Here is a 15,798-nt window from a genome sequence, read left to right as displayed (position 1 = left end):
CTCCCTCGTCCGACTCCGGACGCGGCTCCCAGGAACACGCAGAAAGGCACTTTTCGTGCGCAACGCCCTGAAGTTCACCAGTGTCCTCGCCACCGCCGGCCTCGCCCTCTCGCTGGCCGCCTGCGGCAGCTCCGGGTCCTCCTCCTCGGACCCGAACGCGCCGCTGAAGATCGTCGCGAGCCCCACCCCGCACGGGCAGATCCTCAAGTACGTCAAGGACAACCTCGCGGAGAAGGCGGGCCTCAAGCTCGACATCAAGGAGGTCACCGACTACGTGACCCCCAACACGGCGGTGCAGGACGGTTCGGCCGACGCCAACTACTTCCAGCACGTCCCGTACCTGGAGGACTTCAACAAGAAGCACGGCACCGACATCGTCTCGGTCGAGACCGTGCACCTGGAGCCGCTGGGCCTCTACTCCAAGAAGGTCAAGGCGATCACCGACCTGCCGGACGGCGCCACCATCGGCCTGCCCAACGACGCCACCAACGAGGGCCGCGCGCTCAAGCTGCTCGCCGACAACAAGCTGATCACCCTCAAGGACGGCGTCAGCACCACCGCCACCCCGGCCGACGTGACCGGCAACCCGAAGAACCTCAAGTGGAAGGAGCTGGAGGCCGCCCAGCTGCCCCGCTCGGTCTCCGACCTCGACGCCGCCGTCATCAACGGCAACTACGCGATCGACTCCGGCCTGAAGCCGGCCACCGACGCGCTGGTGCTGGAGAAGGCCGAGGGCAACCCGTACGCCAACATCCTCGCCGTCAAGAAGGGCAAGGAGAACGACCCGCGGGTCAAGAAGCTCGCCGAGCTGCTGCACTCCGACGAGGTCAAGAAGTACATCAACGACACCTTCCAGGGCTCGGTCATCCCGGCCTTCTGATCGTCGTACGGTCATACCTTGTCACATTCGACCGGGCCCCCGCCGCACCTCGGCGGGGGCCCGGTCGGGCAGTATGCACCAGGGACACCACGGGAGACCGGGTTCTGACGTACCGTCGTGCGGCGGCGCACCGCGTGGTACCCGGCGCGCGACGGAGGCGTACGGTGTTGTGTTCACGACCCGGCGAGGAGAGACGGCATGGCAGCGAGCTTCCCCGAGACCGCCATCAGCACCGAACGGCTGCTGCTGCGTCCCCTTGCGGAGGACGACGCCCCCGGCCTGGCCACCATGATGGCCGACGACCTCGTCCTGGCCTGGACGGATCTCCCGCACCCCTTCACCGAGCAGTACGCGGCCGAGCTCGCCCGCACCCTCGCCCCCGTCCACCGGGCCGACGGCCGCGGCATCGTCTTCGCCGTCACCGAGCACCTGACCCAGCGCCTGGTCGGCCTGGTCGAGCTGCGCAACACCGACTGGCGGCTGCGCAGCACCGAGATCTCCTACGTCACCGCCGTCTGGGCGCGTGGTGAGGGCTACGCCCCGGAGGCCGTGCTCGGCGTCGCCCAGTGGTTGTTCGAGGACCGCGGCTTCCTGCGCCTGGAGATGCGCACGGCCGCCGGGAACACCGCCGCCCAGCAGGTCGCCCAGAAGATCGGCGGCATCAGCGAGGGCGTGCTGCGCAGCGCCTGGATAGTGCGCGGCGAGTCCGGGGAGGTCGTGGAAGAGAGCCGCAGTGACCTGATCCTGTGGAGCCTGCTCCCGGAGGACCTGGAGTCGCCCGAACTGCGCCGGGACGGCTGGCACGGCGACCACCGCTACGTGCTGCGCGACTGATCCACCGCCCGTCGCCGCCGTGACGGCATCCGGCCACCTGATCGGCACGGACATGTGTACGAGATGTCGGCCCCCAAGGGATCACACCCGGTAGCCTCTGCACCGGTGCCGCACAGACGGCGCGACGAGCCGCGCATCGAGTCGAGGGAGAACGGCCGCAGATGGCTGACCGGATCACGGTCATCGGGTGGGACGGAACGCCACTGACCGAGGCCGCCGGTGCGGCCCTCGCCGCGGCGACCCTGGTAGCCGGCGCCCCCTACCAACTGGGCGCCCTCCCGGTGCCGGACGCCGCCGAGCGGATCACCCTCGGCAACATCCAGCAGGCCGCCAAGCGGATCGCCGAGCACCGCGGCGCCGCCGTCGTGGTCGCCGAGGGCGACCCGGGCTTCTTCGGTGTGGTGCGCACCCTGCGCCGCCCCGAGTACGGCCTCGAACTCGAAGTCCTGCCCGCCGTCTCCTCCGTCGCCGCCGCCTTCGCGCGGGCCGGGATGCCCTGGGAGGACGCCCAGGTGGTCAGCGCCCACGGCGGCCGGCTGCGCCGCGCGGCCAACATCTGCCGGGCCCACCCCAAGGTCGCGGTGCTCACCGCGCCGGGCGCGGGCCCGAGCGAACTCGCCCTGATGCTGCGCGGGGTGCACCGGACCTTCGTGGTGTGCGAGGCCCTCGGTACCCCGGAGGAGGACGTCGCCGTCCTGACCTCCGACCGGATCGCCGACCACGTCTGGCGCGACCCCAATGTGGTGCTGGTGATCGGCGGCGCCGCCCAGCCCGGGGCGGTGGACGAGGCGGCCGGCTGGCTGGCCGGGCGCCCGGTCGGCTACCCCGGCGCGGAACGCGGCTGGGCGCTCCCCGCCGACGCCTACGCGGGCGCCGGGCGCACGGAGGACGAAACGGGCGCGTCGGGAGCACTCCCCGCGCACGTCCGCGCGCTGGTGCTGGCCCGTCTGGGTGCACGGCCCGGGGACCTGGTCTGGTCGGTCGGCGCCGGCAGCGGCGCCCTCGCGGTGGAGGCGGCCCGGTTCGGCGCCGCCGTGGTCGCGGTGGAGGCCTCCCGTTCGGCCTGCGCCCGGCTCACCGTCAACGCCCGCCGGTACGGTGTCGACGTGGAGACGGTGCACGGCCGGGGCCCCGAGGTGCTGGGCGGGCTGCCGGAGCCGGACGCCGCGGTGGTGGAGTCCGGCGGCCTCGACGTGGTGCGCGCCGTGCTGGCCCGCAAGCCCGAGCGCTTCGTCGCGTTGGCCCGCACCTTCGCCGAGGCGGAGGAGATCCGCCGGGCCATCGCCGAGGCGGGCTACCGGGCGGACGGGGCACTCCTGCAGTCCACCCCGCTGCGGCCCGCGGGCGAGGGCGGCGGCCTGGAGCTCGGGGCGGGCACGGGCGGCACGCTGCTGCTCTGGGGTGAGCAGATCGTGTGAAGGCCTCGGGTGCGTGCCGGGACCGCCGCGCGGGCTCGGCGGTGATCCAGGTCGCATCCGGACACTGATTCGAGAGGTCACCGCGCCGGGCCGGTAGTGTGGCGTCCCAGGCGGCTGCAGCCGTCGGCGACCCGCCTGAATCGGTCGGTTTGTCACCTTTTTGACGTGGTGCAACCCGGTTCCGCTCGGAGTGTGGGCAATTCGACGGGCCGTGTGTCGGACCTGGAGAATGCCGTAGGGTCCGGTGCGGTCGTGCCGGTTGCTCCGGGCTGTCGTTGTTTCAGATGGTGCGCCGTCCTCACGGGCGGGGCCCGGGCCGGGGTGCCGCAGCGCGCCGGAAGGACTTTGGCCGCAGCGCTTCGGCGCGGCGGCCGCGTGTGGTTGAGGGGCGGGTCGGTGCAGGCCCGGCCCGTGCGGATGGGCGCTGCGATCGGTGATCGCGTCGCCAAGGGGCGCGGCAGCGGCCTGGAAGGAGCTTTGACAATGACCGATGGCGGCCACGTCCCGGGTGAGGGACTGCCGGAGCACCTGCACGCCGGGCCGGACCCGCTCGGCGGACCGGAGGGCGTCGCGGGCGTTGCACCCCTGCAGGGCGTCGTGACGGACGGTGGAGTGATCCCCAACCCGGCGGCCCCGGTCGGCGGCCTGCCCGGCGCGGTGCCCCTCGGCGCCGGCGTCATCCCGCCGCATGCCCAGCCCGAGTACACCGTGCCCGGCATGCCGTCCCCGGCCGTCCCGGGCGAGGGCTGGACCGTCGACCAGGGCGCCGCGCGCCCGGCCTTCCACTTCGTCGACCAGCCGGACGGGCTGGACGACGAGGACGACGTGCTGCTGATGCCCGGTCCGCAGGGCTCCTGGGGCGCCGAGCAGGCGCCGTTCGCGCCGCAGCCGGACGGCACCCCGGTCGAGCCGTCCTGGCCGCCGGTGGACCCGCCGGTGCTCGGCGCCGAGCACGTCCAGCAGCAGCCCGTCCAGGGCGGCCCGGCGCAGCCGCAGGCCCAGCAGCCCGTGACGCAGGCTCAGCCGCAGCGCCGCCCGCTGCACGCGGGCCCGCCGATTCCGGACCCGTCGCTGATGACCGGCCAGGTGCCGGTTCGCTCGCTGGCCGACCGCGGCCCGTCGCAGGGCGGTACGCCCGCGCACGGCATCCCGGTCGTCGGCCGCCCGCCGATGGGCGAGGCCGTCGCGCCGGTTCCGGGTGTCCCGCCGCAGGGCGTGCCGCAGCCCGTGCCGATGGCGCCCGCCGCGCCGGTGCCTCCGGCGGCTTCCACGGTCGAGGCCGTGCCGGAGGTTCAGCAGGTGCCGCAGGGCCAGGGCTTCCAGCAGGTGCCGCTGCCCGGGCATCCGATCGAGGGCCTGATGACCGTCGAGACGGTCGGGGCGATCGAGGTGGTCGAGGTCGTCGGGACTCCGGAGGCCGTCCAGGCCGTACCGGTGCCCGAGGCCGCCCAGGTGGTGGCGACCGCGGAGGCCGCACAGGCCCAGGCCGTCGTGGTCGAGCCGGTTCCGGCGGAGGGCGTCGCCCAGCCGGTGGCCGAGGCCGTCGCGGTCGAGACCGTCCTCGTCGAGGCCACCGCTGAGGCGGGCGCCGTCGAGAGCGTCGCCGTCGAGGCCGTTGCCGTTGAGGCCGTTGCCGCCGAGGGCGGCGCCGAGGCCGTCGCGACCGCCGAGCAGGCGGAGGCCGTCGCTCCGGCCGGTCAGCCGCGCCGGATCTCCGCCTTCCTCGCCGCGCCGACCCCGCACGGCCTGCCCAAGGTCGAGGCCGTCCAGCAGGCCCCGGTGGCCGAGGAGGCGGCGCAGCAGCAGCCCGCTCCCATAGCGGCCGCCGACGCACCGCAGGCCGTCGAGGTGGTCCAGGAAGCCCCGGCGGACCAGGAGGCCGAGCAGGGCGTCGAGGCCGCGCCGCAGGCCGTCGTCGAGCCGGTCGCAGAGCCGGTCGCCGAGACCGCCGTCGGCACCGGTGAGATGCCCTCCGGCCAGGCCGTCGAGCAGACCACCGAGCAGTCGGCCGAGCAGCCCGCCGCCGAGGGCGAGCAGCCGCAGCCGGAGGCCGCCCAGGCCGGGCAGCCGGCCGAGGCCCCGGCCGAGCCGGTCGCCGAGCAGGCGGAGCAGGCCGTCGAGGCCGTCGCTGAGCCCGCTGCCGAGCAGGCCGTCGAGCAGCCCGCCGAGCAGCCCGCCGAGGCGCAGGCCCCGCAGGCCGCCGAAGCCGTCGCGCCGGAGGCCGAGCAGCAGTCCGCCGTCGAGGCCGCGGAGCCCGCCGAGCAGCCGGTCGCCGAGCAGCCCGCCGAGGAGCCGCAGGCCGAGCCGGTCGGGGAGCAGGCCGAGCAGAGCGAGCAGTCCGCCGAAGCCGTCACGCCCGAGACCGTCCAGGAGGAGGCCCCCGCCGCCGAGGAGCAGCCCGCCGCTGACGCCCCGGCCGCCGAGGAGTCCCAGCCCGAGCTGGTCGCGGAGCAGACCGAGCAGAGCGAGCAGTCCGCCGAAGCCGCCACGCCCGACGCCGCCCAGGAGGAGGCCCCGGCCGCCGAGGAGCCCGCCGAGCCGCGCGGCCCGGCCGCCCCCGGTTACGACGAGGCCGGCCGCGACGCCGTCCACCAGGTGATCCGCGAGCGCCGCGACATCCGCAACGGCTTCCGCCCGGACCCGATCCCGCACGAGGTGCTGATCCGCGTCCTGGAGGCCGCCCACACCGCGCCCAGCGTCGGCTACTCGCAGCCCTGGGACTTCGTGGTGATCCGCTCGGCCAAGACCCGCCGGCGGATGCACGCCCTGGCCGAGCGCCAGCGCGAGGCGTACGCGGACTCGCTGCCCAAGGGCCGTGCCAAGCAGTTCCGCGAGATCAAGATCGAGGCCATCCTCGACACCCCGGTCAACATCGTGGTCACCGCCGACCGCACCCGCGGCGGCCGGCACACCCTGGGTCGGCACACCCAGCCGCAGATGGCCCCGTACTCGGCCGCCCTGGCCGTCGAGAACCTCTGGCTGGCCGCCCGCGCCGAGGGCCTGGGCGTCGGCTGGGTGAGCTTCTTCGACGACGAGGAGCTGGTCCGCGAGCTCGGCCTGCCCGAGCACCTGGAGGTCGTCGCCTACCTGTGCGTCGGCTTCGTCGACTCGTTCCCGGACGAGCCCGAACTGGAGCAGCAGGGCTGGGCCAAGAAGCGCCCGCTGTCCTGGGTGGTCCACGAGGAGCAGTACGGAAACCGCGCGCTGCCCGGCGAGGAGCCGCAGAGTCTGCTGGCCGACACCCTGCGCGGCATCCGCCCGCTGGACGCCAAGGCGCTCGGCGAGGCCTGGGACCGGCAGAAGCGGATGACCAAGCCGGCCGGCTCGCTCGGCATGCTGGAGATCATCTCCGCCCAGCTGTGCGGCCTGTCCCGCAAGTGCCCGCCGCCGATCCCGGAGCCCGCCTGCGTGGCGATCTTCGCGGGCGACCACGGCGTGCACGCCCAGGGCGTCAGCCCCTGGCCGCAGGAGGTGACCGCCCAGATGGTCGGCAACTTCCTGGCCGGGGGAGCGGTGATCAACTCCTTCGCCAAGCAGATCGGCACCGAGGTCTGCGTGGTGGACGTCGGCGTGGCCGCCGAGCTGCCGGACGCCGTCCAGCAGGGCCGCGCCACCGGCCTGCTGCCGCGCAAGGTCCGTCCCGGCACCGGGGACATGACCCAGGGCCCGGCGATGACCCGCGAGGAGGCCCTGAAGGCGATCGAGGTCGGCATCGAGACCGCCCGCGACCTGGTCGCGGCGGGCAACAAGGCGCTGGTCACCGGCGACATGGGCATCGCCAACACCACCGCCTCGGCCGCCCTGATCTCGGTGTTCACCGGCCTGGACCCGGCCGAGGTCACCGGCCGCGGCACCGGCATCGACGACGACACCCACGCGCACAAGGTCGAGGTCATCCGCGCCGCGCTGGCCCTGCACCAGCCCGACCCGAACGACCCGATCGGCGTCCTCGCCGCCGTCGGCGGCCTGGAGCACGCGGCCATCGCCGGCTTCCTGCTGGGTGCCGCCTCGCTGCGCACCCCGGTGGTACTGGACGGTGTCATCGCGGGTTCGGCGGCACTGGTCGCCAAGGCGATCGCCCCCGAGGTACTGGCCGCCTGCATCGCCGGCCACCGCTCCGCCGAGCCCGGCCACCAGGCCGCGCTGGCGAAGCTGGGCCTGCGTCCGCTGATCGACCTCGACCTGCGGCTCGGCGAGGGCACCGGTGCCCTGCTGGCGCTGCCGCTGGTGCAGAGTGCGGCCCGCGCGATGCACGATGTAGCCACCTTCGACTCCGCCGGGGTCACCGAGAAGGCCTGACGTACCCCGTCACCACTCCGCGGACCGGCCCGAGGGCGCGCCGGCCCGCGGAGTGGCGTACCGCCGTACCGTCCCCGACACCCTCACCCCCGATCAGGAGCACCGCCGATGACCGCGCCCACCCCGCACCCCAGCACCGAGGGCCGCACCCCGTACCCGGTCGGCCTGCTGCTGGCCGGCCGCCGCGTCGTCGTGGTCGGCGGCGGCCAGGTCGCGCAGCGGCGGCTGCCGGCCCTGATCGCCTCCGGCGCCGAGCTGCACCTGATATCCCCGGCCACCACCCCCGCCGTCCAGGCCATGGCCGACGCGGGTGAGCTGACCTGGCACGCCCGCCCGTACCAGGACGGCGACCTGGCCGGGGCGTGGTACGCCCTGGTCGCCACCGACGACCCGGAGGTCAACACGGCGGTCAGCGCCGAGGCCGAGCGGGAGCGGGTGTTCTGCTCCCGCAGCGACGACGCCTCCGCCGCCACCGCCTGGACCCCGGCCAGCGGCCGCGACGCGGGCGCCACCGTCGCCGTCCTCACCGGTGACCCGCGGCACTCCGCCGCCCTGCGCGACGCCATCGTCGGCGGCCTGCGGGACGGCTCGCTGGCCTCCCGCCAGTACCGCTCGCACGGCGCGGGCGTCGCCCTGGTCGGCGGCGGCCCGGGTGACCCGGACCTGATCACCGTGCGCGGCCGCCGACTGCTCGCCGACGCCGACGTGGTGGTCGCCGACCGCCTCGCCCCGCGCGAGCTGCTCGCCGAGCTCCCCGAGGACGTCGAGGTGATCGACGCCTCGAAGATCCCGTACGGCCGCCAGATGGCCCAGGAGGCGATCAACCGGGCGCTGATCGAGCACGCCGAGGCCGGGAAGTTCGTGGTCCGGCTCAAGGGCGGTGACCCGTACGTCTTCGGCCGCGGCGGCGAGGAGCTGCTGGCCTGCGCCGAGGCGGGCATCCCGGTCACCGTCGTGCCCGGGATCTCCAGCTCGATCAGCGTCCCGGAGACGGCCGGCATCCCGGTCACCCACCGCGGGCTGACCCAGGAGTTCACCGTGATCTCCGGCCACGTCGGCCCGGACGACCCGCGCTCGGTCACCAACTGGGAGGCCGTCGCGCGGATGAGCGGCACCCTGGTGCTGCTGATGGCGGTGGACAAGATCGGCGCGATCGCCGCCAAGCTGGTCGAGCACGGCCGCCCGGCCGACACCCCGGTCGCGATCGTCCAGGAGGGCACCACCGCCGCCCAGCGCCGGGTGGACGCCACCCTGGGCACCGTCGCCGCGGTGGTCGAGGCCGAGGGGGTCAAGCCCCCGGCGGTGATCGTCGTCGGCGACGTGGTGAACGTCCTCGCCGCCGCCTTCCAGCGCTAGAGGCCGCCGCCTTCCAGCGCTGGAGCCTGTCTTCGAACTCCCGCCCGCGGGCGGTTCGTGGGGTGGGAAGTCGGCCGGTCCGACTTCCTACTCCAGCGGCTGCTCCGTCCAGATGACCTTCCCGGTCGCGGTGTAGCGCGTCCCCCAGCGGTTCGCGAACTGGGCGACCAGGAACAGTCCGCGCCCGCCCTCGTCCTCGGTCGCCGCGTACCGCAGGTGCGGCGAGGTGCTGCTGCCGTCCGACACCTCGCAGATCAGCGCCCGGTCGCGCAGCAGCCGCACCCTGATCGGCCCGGAGCCGTACCGGATCGCGTTGGTCACCAGCTCGCTGAGGATCAGCTCGGTGACGAACGCGGCCTCGTCCAGCCCCCAGGCCGACAGCCGCGCCGCCACCTGCGCCCGGACCGTCCGCACCGCCGCCGGGTCGGCGGGCACGTCCCACTGCGCCACCTGGTCCGGCGTCAGCACCCTGGTCCGCGCCACCAGCAGCGCGATGTCGTCCTGCGGGTGCGCCGGCAGCATCGCCCCGAACACGTCCGCGCAGGTCTGCTCCGGCGTGCGCGGGGGCCCGCTGAGCGCCGTCCGCAGCAGCGCCAGCCCCTCGTCGATGTCCCGCTCGCGGTCCTCCACCAGACCGTCGGTGTACAGCACCAGTCGGCTGCCCTCGGCGAGGTCCAGCTCGACGGTCTCGAACGGCAGCACCGCCAGCCCCAGCGGCGGCCCGGTCGGCAGCTCCGGGAACACCACGCCGCCCTGCGGGTCCACCACGGCCGGCGGTGGGTGCCCGGCGCTGGCCAGCGCACAGCGCCGGGACACCGGGTCGTAGATCGCGTACAGGCAGGTCGCCCCGGCCAGCCCCGGGCTCTCGCTGAACGCCGCCTCGTCCTGGTCGATCCGGGTCACCAGCTCGTCCAGGTGCCCGAGCAACTCGTCCGGCGGCAGGTCCAGGGTCGAGAAGTTGTGGATCGCGGTGCGCAGCCGCCCCATCGTCGCCGCCGCGTGCAGTCCGTGGCCCACCACGTCGCCGACCACCAGCGCCACCCGCATGCCCGGCAGCGGGATCACGTCGAACCAGTCCCCGCCCACCCCGGCCTGGGCCGGCAGGTAGCGGTGCGCCACCTCCAACGCGTTCTGCACCGGCAGGCTGCGGGGCAGCAGGCTGTGCTGCAGGGTCACCGCCATCGCGTGCTCACGGGTGTAGCGCCGGGCGTTGTCGATGCACACCGCCGCGTGCGACACCAGCTCCTCGGCCAGCGCCAGGTCCTCCGGCTCGAACGGCTCCGGCTGCTCCGACCGCCAGAACCGGGCCACCCCCAGCAGCACCCCGCGCGCCCGCAGCGGCACCCGGACCAGCGAGTGCACCCCGTACGCCAACGCCTGCTCCGAGCGCTCCGGGTCCTGCTCCCGCCAGCCGCGTTCCTCGGCCAGCCGCGGCTCCAGGCTGGGCTCCCCGCTGTGCAGCGCCCCGGCCAGCGGGGTGGTGGGCACCACCGCCAGCAGGGTGCCCACCGGGTAGAACGGCGAGTCACTCCTGATCCCGGCGACGGCGGCGCGCCGCATCCGGCCCAGCGAGGCGCCCGGCGGCGGCTCCTCGCCGGCCGGCACCTGCTCGGCCAGGTCCACCGTGACGAAGTCCGCGAACCGCGGCACCGCGACCTGCGTCAGCTCCTCCGCGGTCCGGGTCACGTCCAGTGAACTGCCGACCGTCATCCCGGCGTCGTACAGCAGCCGCAGCCGCTGCTGCGCGCCCTCGGCCCGGCCGGTCAGTGCCAGCAGCTCGGTGGAGTCGCGCAGCGTGGCGACGCAGCCGGCCAGGCCGCCCGCCTGGTCGGTCAGCCGGACGTTCACCGCGAGCAGCCGCTCCCCGGCCATCACCACCTCGTCGGTCACCGGGCGGTTGGCGGTCAGCAGCTCCAGCGGGGCGGGCTCCAGGCCCAGCGCGGTCACCGGGCGGCCCTCGGCGTCCGGCGGCAGGTCCAGCAGCCGGCGCGCCTCGTCGTTGCAGAGCAGCAGCTGCCCGTCCCCGCCGACGATCATCACGCCCTCGCGCACCGCGTGCAGCACCGCCGCGTGGTGCTCGTACATCCGGGTCATCTCGGCCGGGCCCAACCCGTGCGTCTGCCGCCGCAGCCTCCGGCTGATCAGCGCCGTGCCCAGGGTGGCCAGCCCGATCGCGCTGGCCGCCGAGCCCAGTACCACCGGCAGCTGGCGCTCGCTCGCGGCGGAGACGGTGCTCAACGTGACGCCCGCCGAGACCAGCCCGACCACCGAGCCGCCCGGCGCGTACACCGGGACCACCGCCTGGACCAGCGGGCCGAACGTGCCGGTCAGATGCTCGGTCACCACCTGGCCGTGCAACGCGGGCTCGTAGGTGCCGACGAACTTCTGGCCGATCAGGGCCGGGTCGGGGTGGGTGTAGCGGATGCCCTGGTCGTTCATCACCACGATGAAGTCCACGCCCGAGGAGATCCGCGCGGACTGCGCCTTCGGCTGCAGGATCGCGGTCGGGTCGGGGGAGCGCAGGGCGTCCACGATGCCCGGCGAGTGGGCGAAGGCCTGCGCGACCGCCACCGACCGGTCGCGGGCCTCGTGGTCGGCGTCGGTCTGGGACTGCACCACCAGCGCCACCACCGCCCCCGCCACCAGCAGCAGCACGATCAGGATCTGCAGTGCGAACACCTGCCCGGCCACGGACCGGTGCCGTACCGGTTTCGACCGCTTCGCGCGGGGCAGCTGTTGCCGACCGTGTGGGCGCCCACCGAAGGAGCCGGCGTCGCCAGTGGCACCAGAGGCCGACGGAGCCCAGGATCGGCCCGGATTTCGGGCCATACGGTCATATTTGCACTCCGGATAGTCCGGGACCACCTCGTCCCTTCGGCCGTTTGGCCTTCCCCGCCCCGGCTTGGCAAGATCGCAGGGTGTCCGAACCCAGCACCATCACCGACCCCGCCGACCCCCGCCTCGCCGACTACACCGGCCTCACCGACGTCGAACTGCGCCGCCGCCGTGAACCCGCCGAGGGCCTGTTCATCGCCGAGGGGGAGAAGGTCATCCGCCGCGCCCTCGCGGCCGGCTACCGGATGCGGTCGATGCTGCTCACCGCCAAGTGGCTGGACGTGATGGCCGACGTCATCGCCGAGGCCGACGCCCCCGTCCACGTGGTCGAGCCCGCGCTCGCCGAAGCCGTCACCGGCTATCACGTCCACCGCGGCGCACTCGCCTCGATGGAGCGCAAGCCCCTCCCGGACGCCGCCGACCTGCTCGCCGGGGCGCGTCGGGTCGCCGTGCTGGAAGGCCTGGTCGACCACACCAACCTCGGCGCCATCTTCCGTAGTGCCGCCGCCCTCGGCATGGACGCCGTCCTCCTCTCACCCGACTGCGCCGACCCGCTCTACCGCCGCGCCGTCAAGGTCTCCATGGGCGCCGTCTTCGCCGTCCCCTACGCCCGCCTCGACCCCTGGCCGGCCGCCCTCACCACCGTCCGCGAGGCCGGCTTCACCCTCCTCGCCCTCACCCCCGCCGACACGGCCGTCGACCTCGCCGCCCTCGCCCCCCACACCCTCCCCAAGACCGCCCTCATGCTCGGCGCCGAAGGCGACGGCCTCACCCCCGACGCCATCGCCGCCGCCCACCATCCCGTCCGCATCCCCATGGCCCACGGCATCGACTCCCTCAACGTGGGCGCCGCCGCAGCCGTGGCCTTCTACGCCGTCACCACGCCCTGACCCCCTGCCCCGCCGTACCGGAAGTCGGCCAACCCAACCTCTCGGGCGCCTCCCAGCCGAACCGGTCCTTCTCCCGCACCCGAGTCGGCCTCGGCGCAGGAATGCGAACCACCCGACGTCCCACGCATGCCCCACCGCGCCGATGCAGGGCCATCCGGCCTGGCCGCGCGTGATCCGTCGTGGCGCACCTGCTCTTGGCCCTGCGCACAGGACGTCGGTTCGGCCGACTTTCCGCGCCCCGGAGCCGCGCAGGAAACGGGCCGCGCCACCCCGTCGAGCGACTCCCGGTCAGCCGGCACCAAAAGTCGGCGGGACCGACTTTTCGCGCCCCGCCCGTTGCCCCCGCCCGTTGCCTCAGCCCGTCGGGGCAGTCGGCGGGGCCGGGGCAGCGGCCGGGGGCGGGGTGGTGAGGCCGGTGCCGCCGGAAGCGCCGGCGCCGGGCCAGGATTCGTCGAGGGTGCCGTCGGCGCGGACGGTGTAGCGGGTGGAGGTGGTAGCGCCGGTGGCGGCCACGCGTTCCTCGCGGACGACGGTGCTGCCGTCCAGGCGCCAGGTGGCCGTGGCCTGCGGGTCGGCCGTCGAGGTGCGGGAGGTGGCGGCGACCGGGTTGTCCCCGGCGAAGGTGTAGAGCTGGACGAGGTCGACCGGCGCCGACCCCTCTGCCCGCCGCAGCACGACGACCGCGGCCGGCTGGCCCTTGTACCGGGCCGGCAGCACGGTGCGCAGCGCGACCTGCGGCCCCGCCCCGGCCGAGTGCCCGTCCTTCAGCGCGACGGAGGCCCTGCCCGCCCCGTCGGGGTAGCTGCGGTTCGGCCAGTCCACCACCGGCCCGGGCCCCTGCGCGGGCGCCAACGCGCCGTCCCCCGCACCACCCCGCGCCGCCGCCGGAAGCGGTGTTGTCGGGACCGGTGTTGTCGGGAGCGGTGTCGCCGTGGTCTGCAGAGCGATGTCCATCGAGGTCCCGGGCACCGCCTGCTCGTCCCCGTGGCCTCCGGTGTTCGCCGTCGCCGTCTGCCCGACCGGCGGCCGCATCCCCTGGTTGCCGCGGTTCTCGCAGCCCTGCGCCGCCGCGATGGCCAGCGCGACACCGATCGTCACGGTGACGAAGACCACCAGCCGCTGCCGCAGCAGCCGCTGCCGCGCCATGCCGGGCCGCCCGCCGGGAGCCGGGGTGTGCTGCCGGTCCCGGGGTCGGGGCCGGGCCGGCGGCGGGGTCTGCGGTCGGGCCCGCAGCGGGCGGGTCACCGGTGTCGCCTCGGGCCGCTGGGCAGGTGCTGCCGGGCGTCGCGCCGAGGCTCCGGCCGCCTGCCCGCCGGGACGACCGGCGGCCGCGCCTCTGGCCCGCGCAGGAGCGGCGGGCTCGGACGAGCGCCCGGGCGCCGGCACACCCTGCCGGACACCCTCGTGGGCAGGATCCTGCGCAGCAGCAGCAGCAGCGGGCGGAGCGGTCGGGGCCCCTCGCCGGGCCCCGCGCCCACCGCCACCGGCGGCAGCCGCCGCAGTACCGCGCGCCGCCAGTTCGCTGAGCCGATCGTGCAGCGCGGCCGCGCCGGGCCGTTCGGCGGGCTCCTTGGCCAGGCAGGCCCGGATCAGCGGGGCGAGCTGCGGGGGGACGGCGGAAAGGTCGGGCTCCTCGTGGACGACCCGGTACAACATCACCTCGGAGGAGGCGCCCGACCCGAACGGCGTGTCCCCGGTGAGCGCGTACGCGAGCGTCGCTCCGAAGGCGAAGACGTCGGTGGCCGGGGTGACGGCCGCGCCGCGCACCTGTTCGGGCGCGAGGAAGCCGGGGGAGCCGACCGCGGTGCCGACGTGGGTGAGGGTGCTGGCGCCGCGCGACCAGGCGATGCCGAAGTCGATGATCCGCGGGCCGCGCGGGGAGAGCAGGATGTTGGACGGCTTGAGGTCGCGGTGGACGACCCCGGCCTCGTGCACCTTGACCAGGCCGTCGGCGAGCGCCGCCCCGATCCGGGCGGCCTCGGGCCAGCTCAGTGGCCCTTCGTCGCCGACCTGCTTGTAGAGCGAGGGCCCGGGCACGTACGCGGTGGCGAGCCAGGGCCGGTCGGCTTCGATGTCGGAGCCGACGACCCGGGCGGTGCAGCCGCCCCGGATCCGGGAGGCGGCGGCGATCTCGCGTGCGAAGCGGGTGCGGAACTCCTGGTCCTCGGCGAGCTCGGCGCGGATCAGTTTGAGGGCGACGCGCTGCCCCCGCCGGTCGGAGCCGAGGTAGACCACGCCCATGCCGCCGGCCCCCAGTCGCCGGTGCAGGCGGTACGGCCCGACGATGCGGGGGTCCTCACGCCTCAGCCGCATCATCGCCATGTCTCGTTCCCCGTCAGCCTGTGGGTGAGGCCCCGTCGGTTGGGGCATCGTCAGTTCCTGTCCGGCACAGCTTACGGACTGCCCGCTGCGGTGTGCTGATACGCAACACCTCAAGCCACCGTGCGATTGTCGGATCGTGCGCTGAGCTGCAGGTCGCAGGGGTGCCTCATCGTCTCTCGGGGTTGCCCCTCAGGGTTCCCCCGGGGGCGGCGAAAGACCTGTCTCCCCCTCCGGTAGTACGCCTTGAGTCTGAGCGTCATCCTCCGGGATGCCCGAGGAACAGTACGACGGCATGACGCCCGAAAGGCCCCCTGACCAATAGCGTTGTGCTCAGCGGTGGACGGGGAGCTCGTCCCCCGAGGTAAGCCGTCCACCGCGCCAACTCGACCGGATCAGGAGCAGGGCCCATGGCATCGCAGCAGACGGGAACCTCCCGCCGCCGTCGGTCGGCCTTCATCCAGCCCCAGTCCGCCGAGCAGCCCACCCGGCACCCCGCCGTGGCGCTGGCCATGGCCCTGCCGTGCGCCGTGGTCCTGGTGCTGTTGTTCGGCGGGTGGGACCAAATGGCCAACCAGGCCGAAGCCGTGGCCAACCTGATCGGCCGCTGAGGAAGGAACACCAGAACGGGCACTGGTCCCCTGGGGACGGGGAGCAGTGCCGCCGGGGAGGCCGCGGCCGCGATGACACGCGGACGGGCGAGGAGCGGTCCGCAGAGCACCTCGGCAGGCGGAGACGCCGCGTACGGGCGCCGGTGAGGGCGACCGTACGCGGCTCTTCTCTTTTCCAGCCGCTCTCCGGCAGCTCTCCGGCCACCACCACCGGAACGACAAAACGGCCGGGGCCGTGATCCCTAAGGACCACGGCCCCGGCCGTTACTGTGCGCGATACTGGGATTGAACCAGTGACCCCTACCGTGTCAAGGTAGTGCTCTCCCGCTGAGCTAATCGCGCCTGGTGTGGCGGTC

Annotated in this window: 8 protein-coding genes, 1 tRNA gene and 1 pseudogene; 7 read left to right on the top strand and 3 right to left on the bottom strand. The window is 74.6% G+C overall.

The window, feature by feature from the left end; translation table 11 throughout:
• Positions 1 to 55: 55 nt before the first annotated feature.
• The 5 genes from ACFVWU_RS33660 to cobA all read left to right on the top strand — a co-directional run bounded on the left by ACFVWU_RS33660 (position 56) and on the right by cobA (position 8,787).
• Entirely contained in the window at positions 56 to 880 is an 825-nt protein-coding gene (locus tag ACFVWU_RS33660) for a MetQ/NlpA family ABC transporter substrate-binding protein (RefSeq protein ID WP_387627884.1), read from the top strand.
• A 198-nt stretch (positions 881 to 1,078) separates the two neighbouring features.
• On the top strand, positions 1,079 to 1,714 hold the full coding sequence (locus ACFVWU_RS33655) for a GNAT family N-acetyltransferase (protein WP_387627883.1): 636 nt from the start codon (positions 1,079 to 1,081) through the stop codon (positions 1,712 to 1,714).
• A 161-nt stretch (positions 1,715 to 1,875) separates the two neighbouring features.
• Entirely contained in the window at positions 1,876 to 3,132 is a 1,257-nt protein-coding gene (gene cbiE / locus ACFVWU_RS33650; protein ID WP_387627881.1) for a precorrin-6y C5,15-methyltransferase (decarboxylating) subunit CbiE, read from the top strand.
• 483 nt (positions 3,133 to 3,615) lie between these two features.
• Positions 3,616 to 7,431 (top strand): nicotinate-nucleotide--dimethylbenzimidazole phosphoribosyltransferase, encoded by a 3,816-nt coding sequence (gene cobT, locus ACFVWU_RS33645; protein ID WP_387627879.1) that lies wholly within the window; start codon positions 3,616 to 3,618, stop codon positions 7,429 to 7,431.
• Positions 7,432 to 7,539: 108 nt separating this feature from the next.
• Positions 7,540 to 8,787 carry a uroporphyrinogen-III C-methyltransferase gene (gene cobA / locus ACFVWU_RS33640; RefSeq protein WP_387627877.1) on the top strand — a complete coding sequence of 416 codons (1,248 nt, stop codon included), beginning with the start codon at positions 7,540 to 7,542 and terminating at the stop codon, positions 8,785 to 8,787.
• 87 nt (positions 8,788 to 8,874) lie between these two features.
• Here the strand turns inward: cobA and ACFVWU_RS33635 are convergent, their stop codons facing one another.
• Positions 8,875 to 11,616, bottom strand: coding sequence for a SpoIIE family protein phosphatase (locus tag ACFVWU_RS33635; protein ID WP_387627876.1), 2,742 nt, complete (start codon positions 11,614 to 11,616; stop codon positions 8,875 to 8,877).
• An 89-nt stretch (positions 11,617 to 11,705) separates the two neighbouring features.
• Here ACFVWU_RS33635 and ACFVWU_RS33630 point away from each other — a divergent pair, with 89 nt between their 5' ends.
• Positions 11,706 to 12,512 carry a TrmH family RNA methyltransferase gene (locus ACFVWU_RS33630; RefSeq protein WP_387627874.1) on the top strand — a complete coding sequence of 269 codons (807 nt, stop codon included), beginning with the start codon at positions 11,706 to 11,708 and terminating at the stop codon, positions 12,510 to 12,512.
• Between the two features lie 975 nt (positions 12,513 to 13,487).
• Here ACFVWU_RS33630 and ACFVWU_RS33625 read toward each other — a convergent pair.
• Positions 13,488 to 14,834: pseudogene (locus ACFVWU_RS33625) on the bottom strand (serine/threonine-protein kinase); the annotation flags it as partial.
• A gap of 407 nt (positions 14,835 to 15,241) precedes the next feature.
• On the opposite strand from ACFVWU_RS33625, the gene ACFVWU_RS33620 reads away from it, so the two are divergent.
• Entirely contained in the window at positions 15,242 to 15,442 is a 201-nt protein-coding gene (locus ACFVWU_RS33620; RefSeq protein ID WP_387627873.1) for a hypothetical protein, read from the top strand.
• Between the two features lie 270 nt (positions 15,443 to 15,712).
• Here the strand turns inward: ACFVWU_RS33620 and ACFVWU_RS33615 are convergent.
• Positions 15,713 to 15,784, bottom strand: a tRNA-Val gene (locus tag ACFVWU_RS33615).
• Between the last annotated feature and the right edge of the window lie 14 nt (positions 15,785 to 15,798).

This window comes from Kitasatospora sp. NPDC058190, assembly GCF_042883685.1.
Lineage (GTDB): Bacteria > Actinomycetota > Actinomycetes > Streptomycetales > Streptomycetaceae > Kitasatospora.
Note: the sequence above shows the minus strand (reverse complement) of the source record. Positions and strands in the feature narration are given on the sequence as shown.